This is a genomic window from Actinophytocola glycyrrhizae (genome assembly GCF_042653545.1).
GTDB lineage: Bacteria > Actinomycetota > Actinomycetes > Mycobacteriales > Pseudonocardiaceae > Actinophytocola > Actinophytocola glycyrrhizae.
This window is the reverse complement of record NZ_JBHSIS010000004.1, coordinates 90566-104229: the sequence shown is the minus strand read 5'-3', so window position 1 is coordinate 104229 and position 13664 is coordinate 90566. Positions and strand designations below refer to the sequence as shown.

Sequence of the window (13664 nt, the reverse complement as noted above, 5' to 3'; positions counted from 1 at the left end):
GCGGGGTCGCGAGCGGCACGCCGTCATACTGACTCCCGTGGTGTCCGAGGAGCTGCACGAGCGGGTACGAGAGATCATCAGGTCGATTCCACGTGGCCGGGTCGCGTCGTACGGTGACATCGCGGCGCTGGCTTCGGCGCCGACACCGCGCCTGGTGGGCCGCATCCTGTCCGAGGACGGCCACGACCTGCCATGGCACCGGGTGCTGCGTGCGAACGGCACCCCGGCGGCGGGCCTGGCCAGGAGGCAGCTGGAACTGCTGCGCGCGGAAGGCGTTCTGGCCGACGGCGAGAAGGTCAGCATGCGCGAGTACCGCTGGCAGCCGTAGACCGCACCGGTCAGGAAAGGCGCCGCGCACGGATCACGGCGTCGACCCCGGTCCCCGCCACCGCCCGCGGCCGGTCCTCGGCGACCGCGAACTCCCAGTGCGCGGGGTCGAGCGCGGCGACCGCGGCGGCAACGGAAACCTGCACCTGCCCGGCCGCCGCGGTCTCGGCCCCGGTGGCCGGATCGACGGGCCGGTGACCGACGAGGAACAACGTGCCGCCGGGCGCGACCCCGGAAGCCATCCGCCGGACCATCTCCGTGACCGGCCCGGCCACGTGCACGTACAGCGAGACCACGAGGTCGTAGTGCGCGGGCGGCGGGGTCCAGACCGCGAGGTCCCCCTCGACCCACCCGATGCGCCCGGCGAGGTCCGCCCCCACGGCCGCCGCCGTCGTCCGCGCGTGCGCCAACGCGGCCGGGGAGAAGTCGACCGCGGTCACCCGCCACCCACGGGCGGCGAGCCAGAGCGACTCGGCCCCGTGCCCGCACCCCGCGTCGAGGGCGACCCCGGGCCGCAGGTCGGCGGCCGCGGCGGTCAGGTGCGCGTTGGGCGGGCGCCGCGCGACCTGGTCCGCGTGCTCACGCAGCACCTGCGACCAACGCTGCTCCCAGAACCCCCGGCCGAACCCCGGCGCGACGTCTCCCGCTCCGGCTGCCATTCGTCGATCACCTCCGGCCACATCGTGCGCGCCCCACGACGAAATGGCACAACCCCGTTGCCGTTCCGGCAACACGCGCGCCCGAGGACCGGCCCCTCACCGCGACAGCGGGTCGTCCGCGGTCGAACGGTGCGCCAGGTGTTCCGCGGGGATCTGACCGAGGCGGCCAGCCTGGAAGTCCTCGAAGGCCTGCACGATCTCCTCGCGGGTGTTCATCACGAACGGGCCGTACCTCGCCACCGGCTCGTTGATCGGCGCACCGCCCAGCACGAGGATCTCCCACCCCGTCGGCGAGTTCGACGGCTGGGTGTCCACCGCCCGCATCGACAGCGCGTCGCCGGGGCCGAGGACGGCCAGCTGACCTTCGGCCAGCGGGCGACCGGCGGCGCCGACCGTGCCGCGGCCGGACAGCACGTACACCAGCGCGTTGTAGTCGGCGGGCCACGGCATCGCCAGCCGTGCGCCGGGGCTGACCGTCGCGTGCAGGTACGTGATCGGCGAGTGCGTGACGCCGGGACCGTCGTGCCCGGCGAGCGAACCCGCGATGACGCGGACGAGCGCGCCGCCGTCGTCGCTGGACAGCAATGCCGCGTCGGTCGCGCGGATGTCCTGGTAGCGGGGCGTGGTCATCTTCAGCGCACGCGGCAGGTTCACCCACAGCTGCACGCCGTGGAACAGGCCACCCCGGGCGACCATCTCCTGCGGGGGCACCTCGTTGTGCAGGATCCCGGCGCCCGCGGTCATCCACTGCGTCGCGCCGTCGGTGATGAGGCCGCCGCCACCGATCGAGTCGGTGTGCTGGAACGCGCCGTCGATCATGTAGGTCACGGTCTCGAAGCCGCGGTGCGGGTGCCACGGCGCGCCTTTGGCCTCACCGGGGCCGTACTCGACGGCACCCATGTGGTCCAGCAGCAGGAACGGGTCCGCGAGCGCCAGGTCGGTGCCGGGGAACGGACGGCGCACCTGGAACCCCTCGCCCTCGATGAACTTCTGCGCCGTCACCACCTTGTACGGCTCGCGCCACGCCGGGTCGGCAGGCACGGAGAGTCTTGGCAGGGTCAGTGTGTCCGCGGTGATCGCAGGCATGTCGCGCCTCCTGGGAGGGAACGGTACGCCAGCCACAAGGTAGTTGCGGGTTCAATTATTCCCGGCGCCGGTACAGTGCGTCCCATGTGGCGGCAGCTCGGGCTGACCTGGCTGGCGGGCTCCGCGGTCACGGGCACCCTCGCGATCCTGTTCACCACCGGCACCGGCGGGCTGCCGTTCATCCCGCTCTGGTTGCTGTCGGCCACGTCGGTGTTCACGCTCGCCGTGCTGCTGTTCGCACTGGGCGTCGCCACCCTCGCGATCGGCTGGCGCACCCAGCACGCGAGCTGGCTCCCGAACGGCGGGCGCGGCGTGCTGCTCTGGACCGTCCTCGTCGCGGGCGGCGGGCTCGCGGGCTGGGGGTACGCGGCCGCGGTCACCTTTCACGCCGAGTTCGCGCACACCGCGCAACTGGTCCTCGCCTACACCTGCGGCGGGCTGCCGTTCGCGCTCGTCGCGGGTCTGCTGGCGAAACCGAAGCGGATGAACCTGGCCGCCGCCGGACTCGCCGCCATCGCGTTGCCGTCCGGGTACGTGCTGCTCGACGGACGGCTCTCGCTGCTGGTCATGTACCTGCAGATGATGTTCGGTCCGGCCGCTACAACGTGGTGATGTGCCGCGCGGCCCGCTCGAGGCCACGCATCGAACGGTCGGTCGAGTGCGGGTGCAGCGCGTGCACCGCGAGCCGGAACAGCAACGCGTGCAACAGCGCCTGCGACCACTCCGCCAGGTGCGACCACCGTTTCGGCAGTCCCTCGTCCGCGCCGCCCCACGCCAGCGCGTCCACGACCACGACCGCGGCGGCCCACTCGGCGGGGCGGTGGAACGCGGTGAAGTCGACGATGCCCGGTGCGGCGTTCCCGGCGAAGAGCACGTTGCCGAACAGGTCCCCGTGCACCACCTGGGCGCGCAGGTTCATCGGCTTGCGGGCACCGGAGATCACGTCGAACAACCGCCCGCCCAGCGACGGGTTCAGCGGCGCCTCCTCCTCACCGGCGGCGGCGCGGTCGGCCATCGCGAACACGTCGGCCCGCAACGCGAGGAACCGCGGCGGGGGCAGGTCCGCGGTCGCCTTGTGCAGCCGCAGCGACGCGGCGACGACCTCGTCGTAGCGCGGCTCCGGGCGGCCCTCGATGTGCCGGAACGCGATCCAGCCACCGACGACGTACCGCCCGTCGCTCGACCGCACCGGGCGGCCGATGCGCAGGTCCGGCACCTGCAGCTCGGTCAGCGTCTGCGCTACCCAGGACGCCTCGGCGGGGTTGGTCACCGGCCGCAGCGCGATGACGTCACAACGCCACAGCGGGCCGTTGCCGACCAGTTCCGGCACGCTGTCCTTCGCGCCGAAGGCAGCACGTACGTGCTGAGGCGGCGGGGCAGGTGGGGACGCAGTCACGTCCAGGCACGCTACCCCGCCGCACCGTTTCACGTCGTGCAGGTCACGCCGCAGAGCACATCGCTGACCCGAATGGACCAGCTGCGTCAGTAGGTCGGCAGGCTCGGGTCGATGTCCCGCGCCCAGCCGAGCACCCCGCCACCGACGTGCACGGCGTCGGCGAACCCCGCCTTGTGCAGAGCGGCGAGCGCCTCCGCGGACCGGGCACCGGACTTGCAGTGCAGGACGATCGGCTTGTCCTGGGGCAGCGTCGCGAGCGCGGTGCCGGAGAGGATCTCGTCCTTCGGGACCAGCACCGAGCCGGGGATCTTCACGATCTCGTACTCGTGCGGCTCGCGGACGTCGATCAGCGCGAACTCCTCGCCCCGGTCGAACTTGTCCTTGAGCTCACGCGGCGTGATCGTGCTGCCCGCGGCGGCCTGCTGGGCGTCGTCGGAGACGACACCGCAGAACGCGTCGTAGTCGATGAGGCCCTCGATCGGCTTGGACTCGGGGTCCTTGCGGATCCTGATGGTCCGGTAGCTCATCTCCAGCGCGTCGTACACCATCAGCCGTCCGAGCAGCGGTTCACCTATTCCGGTGATCAGCTTGATCGCCTCGGTGACCATGACCGAGCCGATCGACGCGCACAGCACGCCGAGCACGCCACCCTCGGCGCACGACGGCACCATGCCGGGCGGCGGCGGCTCGGGGTAGAGGTCGCGGTAGTTCAGGCCCTGGCCGCCCGGCGCGTCCTCCCAGAACACGCTGACCTGGCCCTCGAACCGGAAGATCGAGCCCCAGACGTACGGCTTGCCGAGCAGCACCGCGGCGTCGTTCACGAGGTAGCGGGTGGCGAAGTTGTCCGTGCCGTCCAGGATCAGGTCGTAGCCGCGGAACACGTCCAGCGCGTTGTCGCTGGTCAGCTGCTCCTGGTGCAGGACGACGTCGATCAGCGGGTTGATCTCCGCGATCGACTCCTTGGCCGACTGTGCCTTCGGCTTCCCGATGTCCGAGACGCCGTGGATGACCTGACGCTGCAGGTTCGACTCGTCCACCACGTCGAAGTCGATCACGCCGAGCGTGCCGACACCGGCCGCGGCCAGGTACAGCAGCGCTGGGCTGCCCAGTCCGCCCGCACCGACGACGAGGACTTTCGCGTTCTTCAGCCGTTTCTGCCCGTCGACCCCGACGTCCGGGATGATCAGGTGACGGCTGTAGCGGGCGACCTCGTCCTTGGTGAGCTCGGCGGCCGGCTCCACCAGCGGTGGCAAACCGCTTGCCATGGGTTCCTCCTCGACGCGTGACTGGATGACTCCAAGTCTCTCCACGTACAACGCGATCGTCCCACGCGCTCTTCCGCGTGTCCCACATCGCGGGAAGCATGCCATGGAAGATGCGCTCTGGGAGTTCAGCCCGGTGGCTGGGCCTGCGGGTTGGGCCACTGGTTGACGCGGCACGTCTTGCCGTCGGGCTGCACCGGGTCCGCGTTGCCGACCTGGTCGTTCAGGCGGGCCACGAAGTCGTTGTTCACGCCGAAGGTCTGCTGCATCATCACCGGCGCGAGACCGCCCTCCTCCGCGCAGCCGACGTGGCCGTTGCCGAAGGCGTGCCCGATCTCGTGGTTGATGGCGTACTCGCGGTAGGAGCCGATGTCGCCGCTGAACGCGAGCGCGCCGCGCACCCAGCGGGCCAGGTTGATCATCACCCGCTTCTCGCTGCGCCGCCAGCACGACGACTCGTACTTGATCGAGTAGCCGCAGAAGTCCGGCCGGTGGACGGTTTCCGGAGTGCTCAGGCTGACCCGGATGTCCGGGTCGGCGTCGCCGTCGACGCGCTGCACCGACACCTGGCCGGTCGACACCCAGCCGCGCGGGTCGGCGAGCGTGGTGTCCACGAGCTTGCCGAACGAGTCGATGCCGCCGTAGGGGGCCAGGTCGATGCCCTTCTCGATCTCGATCGTGTATGTGTACAGCTCGCCCGCGCTGCCCACCCTGGGCGTGGTGCCGGGGACGACCGTCCACTCGCCCTGCCCCGCCTGCGGGAACGCGGCGCCGGGCGGCAGGTCGGCGGTCGGGATCTTGAGGTCCTGCGGCTTCACGGGCTTCTCGCTGACCCCGGGGCCCTCCTGCACGTCGCCGGAGTCCTGGGGGTCCGGGAGCTGCGTGGTGCCGTCCTGCGCGGACTGCCCGGAGCTGTCCTCGTCCGCGGTCTGGACCAGCACGAGCGCGGTGATCGCCACCAGCACCGGCACCGCGTACACGCGCCAGCCGTAGGTCGCGAGCACGCCCTTCTTCCTGGGCGTCTTCTTCCCCGGCGGCGTCTCGGGTCGCCACGACGCCGCGAGAGGCTCCGCAGACGTGCGGCGCTCACCTGCGCGGTAACGGTCGTGGACCCGCTTGGTCACGGTCCCAGGGTGCCACACACGGGCCACGGCGCTGATTCACACGGCACGTCCGAGTGACGTTTCCCACCGACGTGAACCATGGTCACCAGTTTCCCGTCTCGACCTGCTCCCACATGCCGAGCACGGCGCGGGCGACCGTGCCGGGCCGTTCCATCTGCGCGACGTGCCCGGTCCTCGGCAGCACCAGCAGCCGCGCCCTCGGGATGAGCCTGGCGGTCCTCGGCGCCTTGCGGACGGTCACCAGCTTGTCGTCGGTGCCCCACACGACCAGCGTCGGCGCCTTGATCTTCGGCGCCAGCGTCCACATCGACCTCGACCGGGGCACCAGCCACGACCGGAACAACCCGATCGTGCTGCGGGCCAGCGCCGGGTTGGCCCACACCATCCGCGCGCGCTCCTCGAACTCCGCGGCCGCCTCCTCCTTGCGGGACCGCGGCACCCGCTCCACGTCCGCGAACACCAGCTTCAGCAGCTGCACCACCCGCTGCTCCACGGGCATCGTCGCGAGCCTGCGGCGCACGGACGCGCCGACCAGCGGCAGGTAGGCGATGGCGAGGCGCGGGTCGGACATCCGCGAGACGAGCGGCCGCAGGTCGGGCACGGCGGGTGACACCAGCGTCAGCGTGCGGACCAGGTCGGGGTGGTCGGCGGCGATGTTCATCGAGATCGCGCCGCCCATCGAGTTCCCGAACAGGTGCACCGGGCCGACGCCGAGACCGCGGATGAACCGCGCGGCCGCGTCGGCGTGCGCCGGGATCGAGTAGTCGAAGTCCTTCTCCGGTTCCGACCGGCCGAACCCCGGCAGGTCCACCGAGATGCCGGGCACCCTGGTGGACAGCTGGGCCGCGAGGTCGGTCCAGTTCGTCGCCGAGCCGCCGAGTCCGTGCACGTAGACGGCGGTGGGGGCGTCCTCGGGACCCGGCGTGACGCGGACGTGCATGCGGACCCCGCCCGCGGTCCGGTCCTCGCCCGGCCACGGCGGGATCGACATGTCGACGGCGGGCAGGACCGCGTCGGACAGCGGGACGTACGTGATCGGAGGGCGGGATTCGGTACCGGTGCTCACCCGTCCAGTGTCCATGACTCTCCCGGACTCGCATTACCGGCGAGTAAGGTCAGGGGCCACGGGTCGGCAAGCCCGACCCGGGATGGACGTGGAGGGCGCGCATGTCGGAGACGATTCAGCACGGACTGGCCGGCCAGGCGAACCGGGCCGCGCGGCTGCCGCGCACCGCTCGGCGCGCCCAGCTGCTGGCCGCCGCACAGGACGTCTTCGCGGCGAACGGCTACCACGCGGCCGCCATGGACGAGATCGCCGAGCGCGCCGGTGTCTCCAAGCCGGTGCTCTACCAGCACTTCCCCGGCAAGCTGGAGCTCTACCTCGCGCTGCTCGAGATCCACGTCGACGAGCTGATCACGCGGGTGACCGACGCGATGGAGTCGACCACGGACAACAAGGTCCGGGTGCAGAACGCGGTGAGCGCGTACTTCGACTTCGTCGACGGCGAGAGCCAGGCCTACCGGCTGGTCTTCGAGTCCGACCTGCGCGGCGAGCCGGTGGTGCAGGCGGCCATCGACCGCGGCACCGACGCGTGCGTGCAGGCCATCACCAGGACCATCACCGCCGACGCCGGCCTGGCCGAGGAGCCCGCGCGGCTGCTCGCGGTCGGGCTCGTCGGGATCAGCCAGGTCGCGGCCCGTTCGTGGCTCGCGGACGGCCGCTCGATGGCCAAGGACGAGGCCGTCGGGCTGATCAGCACACTCGCGTGGAAAGGCATCGGCGGCGGTTACCCGCTGCACCAGTCGTAGTAGGAGTAGATTCGGCCAAATGCCAGAAACTACCGGCAGTTCGACCGGTGACGCGAGACGCGACCGCTGGCGCTCCCACCGGGCGGCACGGCGGACGGAGTTCGTCGAGGCGGCGATGCGTGCGCTCGCCGAACACGGCCCGGACGTGGGCATGGACCACATCGCGGCCGAGGCGGGCGTCACGAAACCCGTCCTGTACCGGCACTTCGCCGACAAGGCCGACCTGTTCGTCGCACTGGGGCACCGCGGCACCGAGATCCTGTTCGACCGGCTCATCCCCGCGCTCAACAACGAGGAAGCGCCGATCCCGCGCATCCGCAAGAGCCTCGACGCGTTCTTCACCACCGTCGAGGAGTACCCGCACCTGTACCGCCTGCTGGTCCGCCGCTCGCTCGCGAACCGGCCGGTCGAGCAGGACATCGTCGCGGAGGACAAGGAGCTGATCGCGCAGGCCCTCTCCGCCCTGCTCGGCGACTACCTGCGGGCGATGAACCTGGACTCCGGCGCCGCGGAGCCGTGGGCGCACGGCATCGTCGGGATGGTCCAGAACGTCAGCGAGTGGTGGCTGGAACGCCGCACCATGAGCCGCGACGCGGTGGTCGAGTACCTGACCCAGATCATCTGGGCCGCCATCGACGGCTTCACCCGAGCGAACGGCGTCACGCTCGACCCGCACAAGCCGCTGGAGCTGAACCGGGTCGTGAAGCTGTCGGAAGCGCACCCGAGCGCGGGCTGAACAACCGAAAGGGCAGGACCCTCTCGGGATCCTGCCCTTTCGCCCAAGCTCACTCAGGTGGTGACGAAACCCACCTTCCTGGAGTCGGCCGAGCCGATCTCCACGTACGCCACGCGAGCGGACGGCACCAGGAAACGGCGCCCCTTGTTGTCGACGAGCGACAAGGTCCCCGAGGAGTCCTTCAACGCGTCGGTCACCAACGACTCCACCTCTTCCGGAGTCTGCGAGCTGTCGATCAGCAGCTCTCGCGCGGTGTCCGCGACTCCGACCTTGACCTCCATCTGACCTCCAAAACCGCGATGTACGACGTGGCAAGGCTAGCCGAGACCGAGCGCGGACATCCGCTTGCCATGCTGCTGCTGCAACCGCCGGAACAGCGCGGCGATTCCGGCGAGGTCGCCGGTGCCGGTCACGATCAGCTCCGCCAGGCCGTCCCGCTCCGCCACCACGTACTGGGCCTGCGTGAGTGCCTCGCCGAGCAGCCGCCGTCCCCACAGCGTGAGCCGGTCGCGCACCGTGCGGTCGCGTTCGATGGCCGCCTTCACTTCGCGCTGGGCGAACGCGGAGTGACCCGTGTCACCCAGGACCTCCGTCACCAGCGCGGCGGTCTCCGCGTCCAGCCACGACGCGATCTCGCGGTACAGGTCGGCGGCGAGCCCGTCGCCGACGTACGCCTTGACCAGCGACTCCAGCCACGACCTCGGCGCCGTGGACGCGTGCCAGGTGTCGAAGTGCCCGATGAACGGGCGCATCGCGTCCTGCACGTCGATGTGGTGTGCCGCGAGGTACTGCTCGATCCGGCCGTAGTGGCCCATCTCGGCCGCCGCCATGGCCGACAACGCGGCCCTGCCCGCGATGGACGGCGCCGTCCGCGCGTCCTCGGCGAGCCGGTCGAAGGCCGACAACTCCCCGTAGGCGAGCACTCCGAGCAGGTCGACGACCCCGGGACCGATGGCACTGTCGTGCGAATCACTCACCGCCGCTCCCCGCAAGCTCGAAGCGGCCGTTGTCCCGGTATCCATGGTTCGCTCCGCAGGCTCCGCGCACGCCCAAAGCCTATCCGCCGACCCTCGCGGGTAGACTGGAGAGGACGCAGGCTTGTCAAATGAGCTGCGTACAGAGGGTGTGCGCGCCTCGCCGGCCCTCCCGCACCTACCGAAACGGTGCGGTCGAGCGGCCCGTCCAGGGCGGAGCGCGCTGGACAAGGGAGAGATCACATCACTGAACAGAACACACAGGACCTGGATCCGGTCACGCTGGAGCACAGCGAGGCAGGGGTCCCGGACACCGACACGTCGCATCCGCTGAAGGCCGACGCGCCCGTCCGCAACGACTCCCCCACGTTCGCCGAGTTCGGCGTGAAGGCGGAGATCGTCAAGGCCCTCTCCGAGGCCGGCATCGAGCGGACGTTCGCGATCCAGGAGCTGACGCTGCCGCTGGCGCTCGCCGGCGAGGACGTCATCGGCCAGGCACGCACCGGCACCGGCAAGACGCTGGGCTTCGGCGTTCCGCTGCTCAACCGGATCGAGCTGCCCGGCGACGGCACCCCGCAGGTGCTGATCGTGGTGCCGACCCGTGAGCTGTGCCTTCAGGTCAACCACGACCTGTCCGACGCGGGCAAGCACCTCGGCATCCGCGTCGAGGCCATCTACGGCGGCCGCCCGTACGAGCCGCAGATCGCGGCGCTGCGCAAGGGCGTCGACGTCGTCGTCGGCACCCCCGGCCGCCTGCTGGACCTCGCGGAGCAGCGCCACCTGGTGCTCGGCAAGGTCCGGGCGCTGGTGCTCGACGAGGCCGACCGCATGCTCGACCTGGGCTTCCTGCCCGACATCGAGCGGATCCTGCGCATGGTGCCCGACGAGCGGCAGACCATGCTGTTCTCCGCGACCATGCCGGGCCCGATCATCACGCTGGCCCGCACGTTCCTCACCCGGCCGACGCACATCCGCGCCGAGGAGAACGACGCCGGCGCGATCCACGAGCGCACCCGCCAGTTCGTCTACCGCGCGCACTCGCTCGACAAGATCGAGATCGTCGCGCGGGCGCTGCAGGCGGAGGGCCGCGGCCTGACGATGATCTTCAGCCGCACCAAGCGCACCGCGCAGAAGGTCGCCGACGACCTGGAGGAGCGCGGTTTCGCGGTCGCGGCCGTGCACGGTGACCTCGGCCAGGGCGCGCGTGAGCAGGCGCTGCGCGCGTTCCGCGCAGGCAAGGTCGACGTCCTGATCTCCACGGACGTCGCGGCCCGCGGCATCGACATCGACGACGTCACGCACGTCATCAACTTCCAGTGCCCCGAGGACGACGGCACCTACGTGCACCGCATCGGCCGCACCGGCCGCGCGGGTCGCGAAGGGGTGGCGGTCACGCTCGTCGACTGGGACGAGGAACCGCGCTGGAAGCTGATCAGCGACACGCTGGGCCTGGACATGCCGGAGCCGGTCGAGACGTACTCGACCTCCGACCACCTGTTCTCCGACCTGGGCATCCCGGCGGGTTCGACCGGCAGGCTGCCGCTGGCCAAGCGGACCCGCGCGGGCCTCTCGGCCGAGCCGGAGGAGGACCTGGGCGGCGCGAAGAAGGGCCGCAACCGCAAGCGTGCGCGCAGGACGGCGGGCCCGGCCGCCGACGCGCCCCGCACCACCACCGAGCCCGGCGAGGGCAGTGGTGAGCCGAGGCAGCGCCGTCGTCGCCGCCGCGGCGGCAGCGGCGGTGGCGGCGGTGAGGGTGAGCAGCCCGCGGAGACGCAGGAGGCCACCAGTTCGCCCAAGTCGGAGCGCCCGGCCCGCACGCGGCGCCGCCGCAGCCGGGGCGGGGTGCCCATGAGCGAGACGCCGAACACCGGCGAAACAAACAACTCGGCAGACTAGGTCACCATGATCGGTGACGAGGACGTGCTCGACGGGACGGACGAGCCCGTCGAGCGCTGGGAGCGAACCAGGTTTCATCGCAAGCGCGACGTCCTCGTCGTGGCGGTCATCGGCGTGGCCGCCCTGGTCGGCGGGCTGCTGCTGTGGCAGTCCAGCGACCTGCGCGCGACCACGTCGCAGACCGCGAGCAGCCCGCTCGAGTCACCCGCGCGGCCCGCCGTGTTCCCGCCCTCGCTCGCCGAGGTGTGGCGGGCGGACTCGTCCGCGACGCCGGAGCCGGTGACGGTCGGCCCTGCGCTGGTGACCGGCAACAACACCGAGGCGGGCGGCGAGGTCGCGGGCCGGGACCCGCTGACCGGCGAGGTCCGCTGGCGCTACGCCCGTGACCTGCCGCTGTGCACGGTGTCGTCGGCGTGGCAGCTGGCGCTCGCCGTGTACGCGAGGACGGACAACCTGCTGCGCGCGGACGACCCCCGCAAGGCGGGCGGCTGCAGCGAGGTCACCGCGCTGTGGCCGGAAACCGGCCAGCGCGGCCGCCCGGCGCGGCCCGACGAGCAGCGCGACAACCCCTACCTCGGCACCCGCAACTCCGACGCGGAGCTGGGCACCCGGCTGCTGTCCGACGGCACGTACGTCACCGCCACCGGCGACAGCCTGCTCACCACGTGGCGCTCCGACCTGGTGCAGACCATGGAGTACGGCCGGATCGGCGCGCTCCAGAACCCGGGCAAGCAGCCGAGGAACGGCTGCGAGTACGGCACGGTCGCCGTGGTCACCGGCAAGATCGCGGTCGTCGAGCGCTGCCCGACCGACCCCGGCGACCGGCTCACCGTCTACAAGGCGACCGGCGAGGACGACTCCGAGAAGCCGGTGGAGGTGGCCAGTGTCGTGGTCGGCAACGACGCCAAGGTCGTCGCGATGAGCGAGCAGTGCAGGCTCGACCCGGAGGCGCCCGACGACGTGCAGCAGTGCACGGCGGTCGCGCTGCCCAACCCGAACCGCCTGGTCCTGCTGGACGAGCAGGGCGAACAGGTCCGGACCTACCCGCTGGAGCTGGCGCCCGACGACCTGCGCGGCGAACCGGAGGGCCACACGATGTCGGTGAACCGCGTGACCGGCGCCGTCTACTGGTACACCGGCTCCCGCACGATCGCGCTGTCGCTCGACGACCTGCGCCCGCTGTGGACCGTCGAGAACGCGATGGGCCCGGGCACCGCGTTCGCGGGCAAGATCCTCGTCCCGGTCACCGGCGGCATCGCGGTGCTGGACCCGGCCACCGGCGAGGTCGTGGCGAACACCCCGATCGACCGGGGCGGCCACGACGGCGAGATCACCATGTCGGCGCTCGGCCCGATGGTGTTCGAGCAGCGCGGTGACACGCTGGTCGCGCTGCGCTGAGGTTTCGCGGTGTGAGCGAACTCCGGGTCCGGCTCCACACGTTCACGAGGGCCGTTGAGGCACACTCGGAGAGTGAACATTCCGTCGCAGCTGTCCCCGCACGGGGCGGACCGGGTGGACCTGCATAGCCGGTACGGCCATCTCGCCGCGCTGGTCAGGCGCGCGGTCGACGCGAAGGAACCCAGGCCGACCGCCCTGCTGCTGCCCGGCTACACCGGGTCCAAGGAGGACTTCGCGCCGCTGCTCGACCCGATCGCGGCCGCGGGCTTCGACGCGATCGCCGTCGACCTGCCCGGCCAGTACGAGTCCGGCGGCCCGGACGACGAGGCGGCCTACCAGCCCGCCGCGCTCGGCGGGGTCATCGCCGAGCTGGTCGGCAAGCTCGCTGCCGACGGCGGGCAGGTCATGCTGCTCGGCCACTCGTTCGGCGGGCTGGTCGCGCGGGGCGCCGTGCTGGCGGGTGCCCCGGTCACCGGCCTGACGCTGATGGACTCCGGTCCTTCGGAGCTGCCGGAGGGCGTGCGCCGCCAGATACTGGACTTCGGTGAGCCCGCCATGCGCGAGCACGGCATCGAGGCCGCGTACAAGCTGCGCGAACAGCTCGACGCGATGACGCCGCCGCAGCCGGGGCGATCCCCGGAGCTGGTGGCGTTCTTCCGCGACCGGTTCCTGCGGTCGCGCCCGGCGGCACTGCTCGGCAAGGCACGCGCGCTGCGGACCGAGCCGGACCTGGTCAGCTCGCTCGCCCGCGTGCTCCACACGTCGGGCACACCGTGCCTGGTGTGCTGCGGCGAGCTCGACGACGCGTGGCCGGTGTCGGCACAGCGCGACATGGCCGACCGCCTCGACGCGGACTTCGCCGTGATCCCCGCGGCCCGCCACTCGCCGAACACCGAGAACCCGGAGGAGCTGCTCGCCGCGCTCGTGCCGACGTGGCGGTCCTGGCTTTCCTCCTGAGCGCTGTCGATCCGCCGCGACGCCGTTCGTGTAGAGGACG

Annotated in this window: 15 protein-coding genes; 7 read left to right on the top strand and 8 right to left on the bottom strand. The window is 71.5% G+C overall.

The annotated features are described in order from the left end of the window. Positions 1-40 precede the first annotated feature (40 nt). Positions 41-328 carry an MGMT family protein gene (locus tag ACFPCV_RS10320; protein WP_378055902.1) on the top strand — a complete coding sequence of 96 codons (288 nt, stop codon included), beginning with the start codon at positions 41-43 and terminating at the stop codon, positions 326-328. 10 nt (positions 329-338) lie between these two features. Here ACFPCV_RS10320 and ACFPCV_RS10315 read toward each other — a convergent pair whose 3' ends face one another. Beyond that, positions 339-986, bottom strand: coding sequence for a class I SAM-dependent methyltransferase (locus tag ACFPCV_RS10315; protein ID WP_378055858.1), 648 nt, complete (start codon positions 984-986; stop codon positions 339-341). Positions 987-1082: 96 nt separating this feature from the next. Continuing rightward, on the bottom strand, positions 1083-2072 hold the full coding sequence (locus tag ACFPCV_RS10310; RefSeq protein ID WP_378055857.1) for a pirin family protein: 990 nt from the start codon (positions 2070-2072) through the stop codon (positions 1083-1085). A gap of 84 nt (positions 2073-2156) precedes the next feature. On the opposite strand from ACFPCV_RS10310, the gene ACFPCV_RS10305 reads away from it, so the two are divergent. Further along, the gene (locus ACFPCV_RS10305; RefSeq protein WP_378055856.1) at positions 2157-2684 is read left to right on the top strand and encodes a hypothetical protein; all 528 of its coding nucleotides are present in this window, start codon (positions 2157-2159) and stop codon (positions 2682-2684) included. Here ACFPCV_RS10305 and ACFPCV_RS10300 read toward each other — a convergent pair. The 4 genes from ACFPCV_RS10300 to ACFPCV_RS10285 all read right to left on the bottom strand — a co-directional run bounded on the left by ACFPCV_RS10300 (position 2671) and on the right by ACFPCV_RS10285 (position 6920). After that, a complete protein-coding gene (locus ACFPCV_RS10300; RefSeq protein ID WP_378055855.1) occupies positions 2671-3468 on the bottom strand; it encodes a TIGR02569 family protein in 798 nt (265 codons plus the stop codon). The genes ACFPCV_RS10305 and ACFPCV_RS10300 overlap by 14 nt on opposite strands. An 86-nt stretch (positions 3469-3554) precedes the next feature. Beyond that, the gene (gene moeZ, locus ACFPCV_RS10295) at positions 3555-4733 is read right to left on the bottom strand and encodes an adenylyltransferase/sulfurtransferase MoeZ (protein ID WP_378055854.1); all 1179 of its coding nucleotides are present in this window, start codon (positions 4731-4733) and stop codon (positions 3555-3557) included. Between the two features lie 125 nt (positions 4734-4858). After that, the gene (locus tag ACFPCV_RS10290) at positions 4859-5854 is read right to left on the bottom strand and encodes a DUF3152 domain-containing protein (protein ID WP_378055853.1); all 996 of its coding nucleotides are present in this window, start codon (positions 5852-5854) and stop codon (positions 4859-4861) included. Positions 5855-5936: 82 nt separating this feature from the next. Continuing rightward, on the bottom strand, positions 5937-6920 hold the full coding sequence (locus tag ACFPCV_RS10285) for an alpha/beta fold hydrolase (protein WP_378055852.1): 984 nt from the start codon (positions 6918-6920) through the stop codon (positions 5937-5939). A gap of 101 nt (positions 6921-7021) precedes the next feature. Between ACFPCV_RS10285 and ACFPCV_RS10280 the strand changes: the two genes are divergently transcribed. Both ACFPCV_RS10280 and ACFPCV_RS10275 read left to right on the top strand, forming a co-directional pair. After that, positions 7022-7663, top strand: coding sequence for a TetR/AcrR family transcriptional regulator (locus tag ACFPCV_RS10280; RefSeq protein WP_378055851.1), 642 nt, complete (start codon positions 7022-7024; stop codon positions 7661-7663). A gap of 19 nt (positions 7664-7682) precedes the next feature. Continuing rightward, positions 7683-8399: a TetR/AcrR family transcriptional regulator gene (locus ACFPCV_RS10275; protein ID WP_378055850.1), complete on the top strand. Its 717-nt coding sequence runs from the start codon at positions 7683-7685 to the stop codon at positions 8397-8399. A 53-nt stretch (positions 8400-8452) separates the two neighbouring features. Here the strand turns inward: ACFPCV_RS10275 and ACFPCV_RS10270 are convergent, their stop codons facing one another. Then, the gene (locus tag ACFPCV_RS10270) at positions 8453-8680 is read right to left on the bottom strand and encodes a DUF3107 domain-containing protein (protein WP_378055849.1); all 228 of its coding nucleotides are present in this window, start codon (positions 8678-8680) and stop codon (positions 8453-8455) included. A 36-nt stretch (positions 8681-8716) separates the two neighbouring features. Next, the gene (locus ACFPCV_RS10265) at positions 8717-9376 is read right to left on the bottom strand and encodes a ferritin-like fold-containing protein (protein WP_378055848.1); all 660 of its coding nucleotides are present in this window, start codon (positions 9374-9376) and stop codon (positions 8717-8719) included. A gap of 240 nt (positions 9377-9616) precedes the next feature. On the opposite strand from ACFPCV_RS10265, the gene ACFPCV_RS10260 reads away from it, so the two are divergent. The 3 genes from ACFPCV_RS10260 to ACFPCV_RS10250 all read left to right on the top strand — a co-directional run bounded on the left by ACFPCV_RS10260 (position 9617) and on the right by ACFPCV_RS10250 (position 13624). After that, positions 9617-11269: a DEAD/DEAH box helicase gene (locus ACFPCV_RS10260; RefSeq protein ID WP_378055901.1), complete on the top strand. Its 1653-nt coding sequence runs from the start codon at positions 9617-9619 to the stop codon at positions 11267-11269. Between the two features lie 6 nt (positions 11270-11275). Then, complete coding sequence (locus ACFPCV_RS10255) at positions 11276-12667, top strand: Rv3212 family protein (protein ID WP_378055847.1); 1392 nt, start codon at positions 11276-11278, stop codon at positions 12665-12667. 78 nt (positions 12668-12745) lie between these two features. Next, positions 12746-13624, top strand: a complete 879-nt coding sequence (locus tag ACFPCV_RS10250) for an alpha/beta fold hydrolase (protein WP_378055900.1) — start codon at positions 12746-12748, stop codon at positions 13622-13624. Positions 13625-13664: the final 40 nt, after the last annotated feature.

What these genes read in the sequence shown, in the direction of transcription:
- moeZ (WP_378055854.1), bottom strand. Translation starts at nt 4,733, where the DNA reads ATGGCAAGCGGTTTGCCACCGCTGGTGGAGCCGGCCGCCGAGCTCACC.
- ACFPCV_RS10280 (WP_378055851.1), top strand. Translation starts at nt 7,022, where the DNA reads ATGTCGGAGACGATTCAGCACGGACTGGCCGGCCAGGCGAACCGGGCC.
- ACFPCV_RS10255 (WP_378055847.1), top strand. Translation starts at nt 11,276, where the DNA reads ATGATCGGTGACGAGGACGTGCTCGACGGGACGGACGAGCCCGTCGAG.
- ACFPCV_RS10275 (WP_378055850.1), top strand. Translation starts at nt 7,683, where the DNA reads ATGCCAGAAACTACCGGCAGTTCGACCGGTGACGCGAGACGCGACCGC.
- ACFPCV_RS10270 (WP_378055849.1), bottom strand. Translation starts at nt 8,680, where the DNA reads ATGGAGGTCAAGGTCGGAGTCGCGGACACCGCGCGAGAGCTGCTGATC.
- ACFPCV_RS10310 (WP_378055857.1), bottom strand. Translation starts at nt 2,072, where the DNA reads ATGCCTGCGATCACCGCGGACACACTGACCCTGCCAAGACTCTCCGTG.
- ACFPCV_RS10315 (WP_378055858.1), bottom strand. Translation starts at nt 986, where the DNA reads ATGGCAGCCGGAGCGGGAGACGTCGCGCCGGGGTTCGGCCGGGGGTTC.
- ACFPCV_RS10305 (WP_378055856.1), top strand. Translation starts at nt 2,157, where the DNA reads ATGTGGCGGCAGCTCGGGCTGACCTGGCTGGCGGGCTCCGCGGTCACG.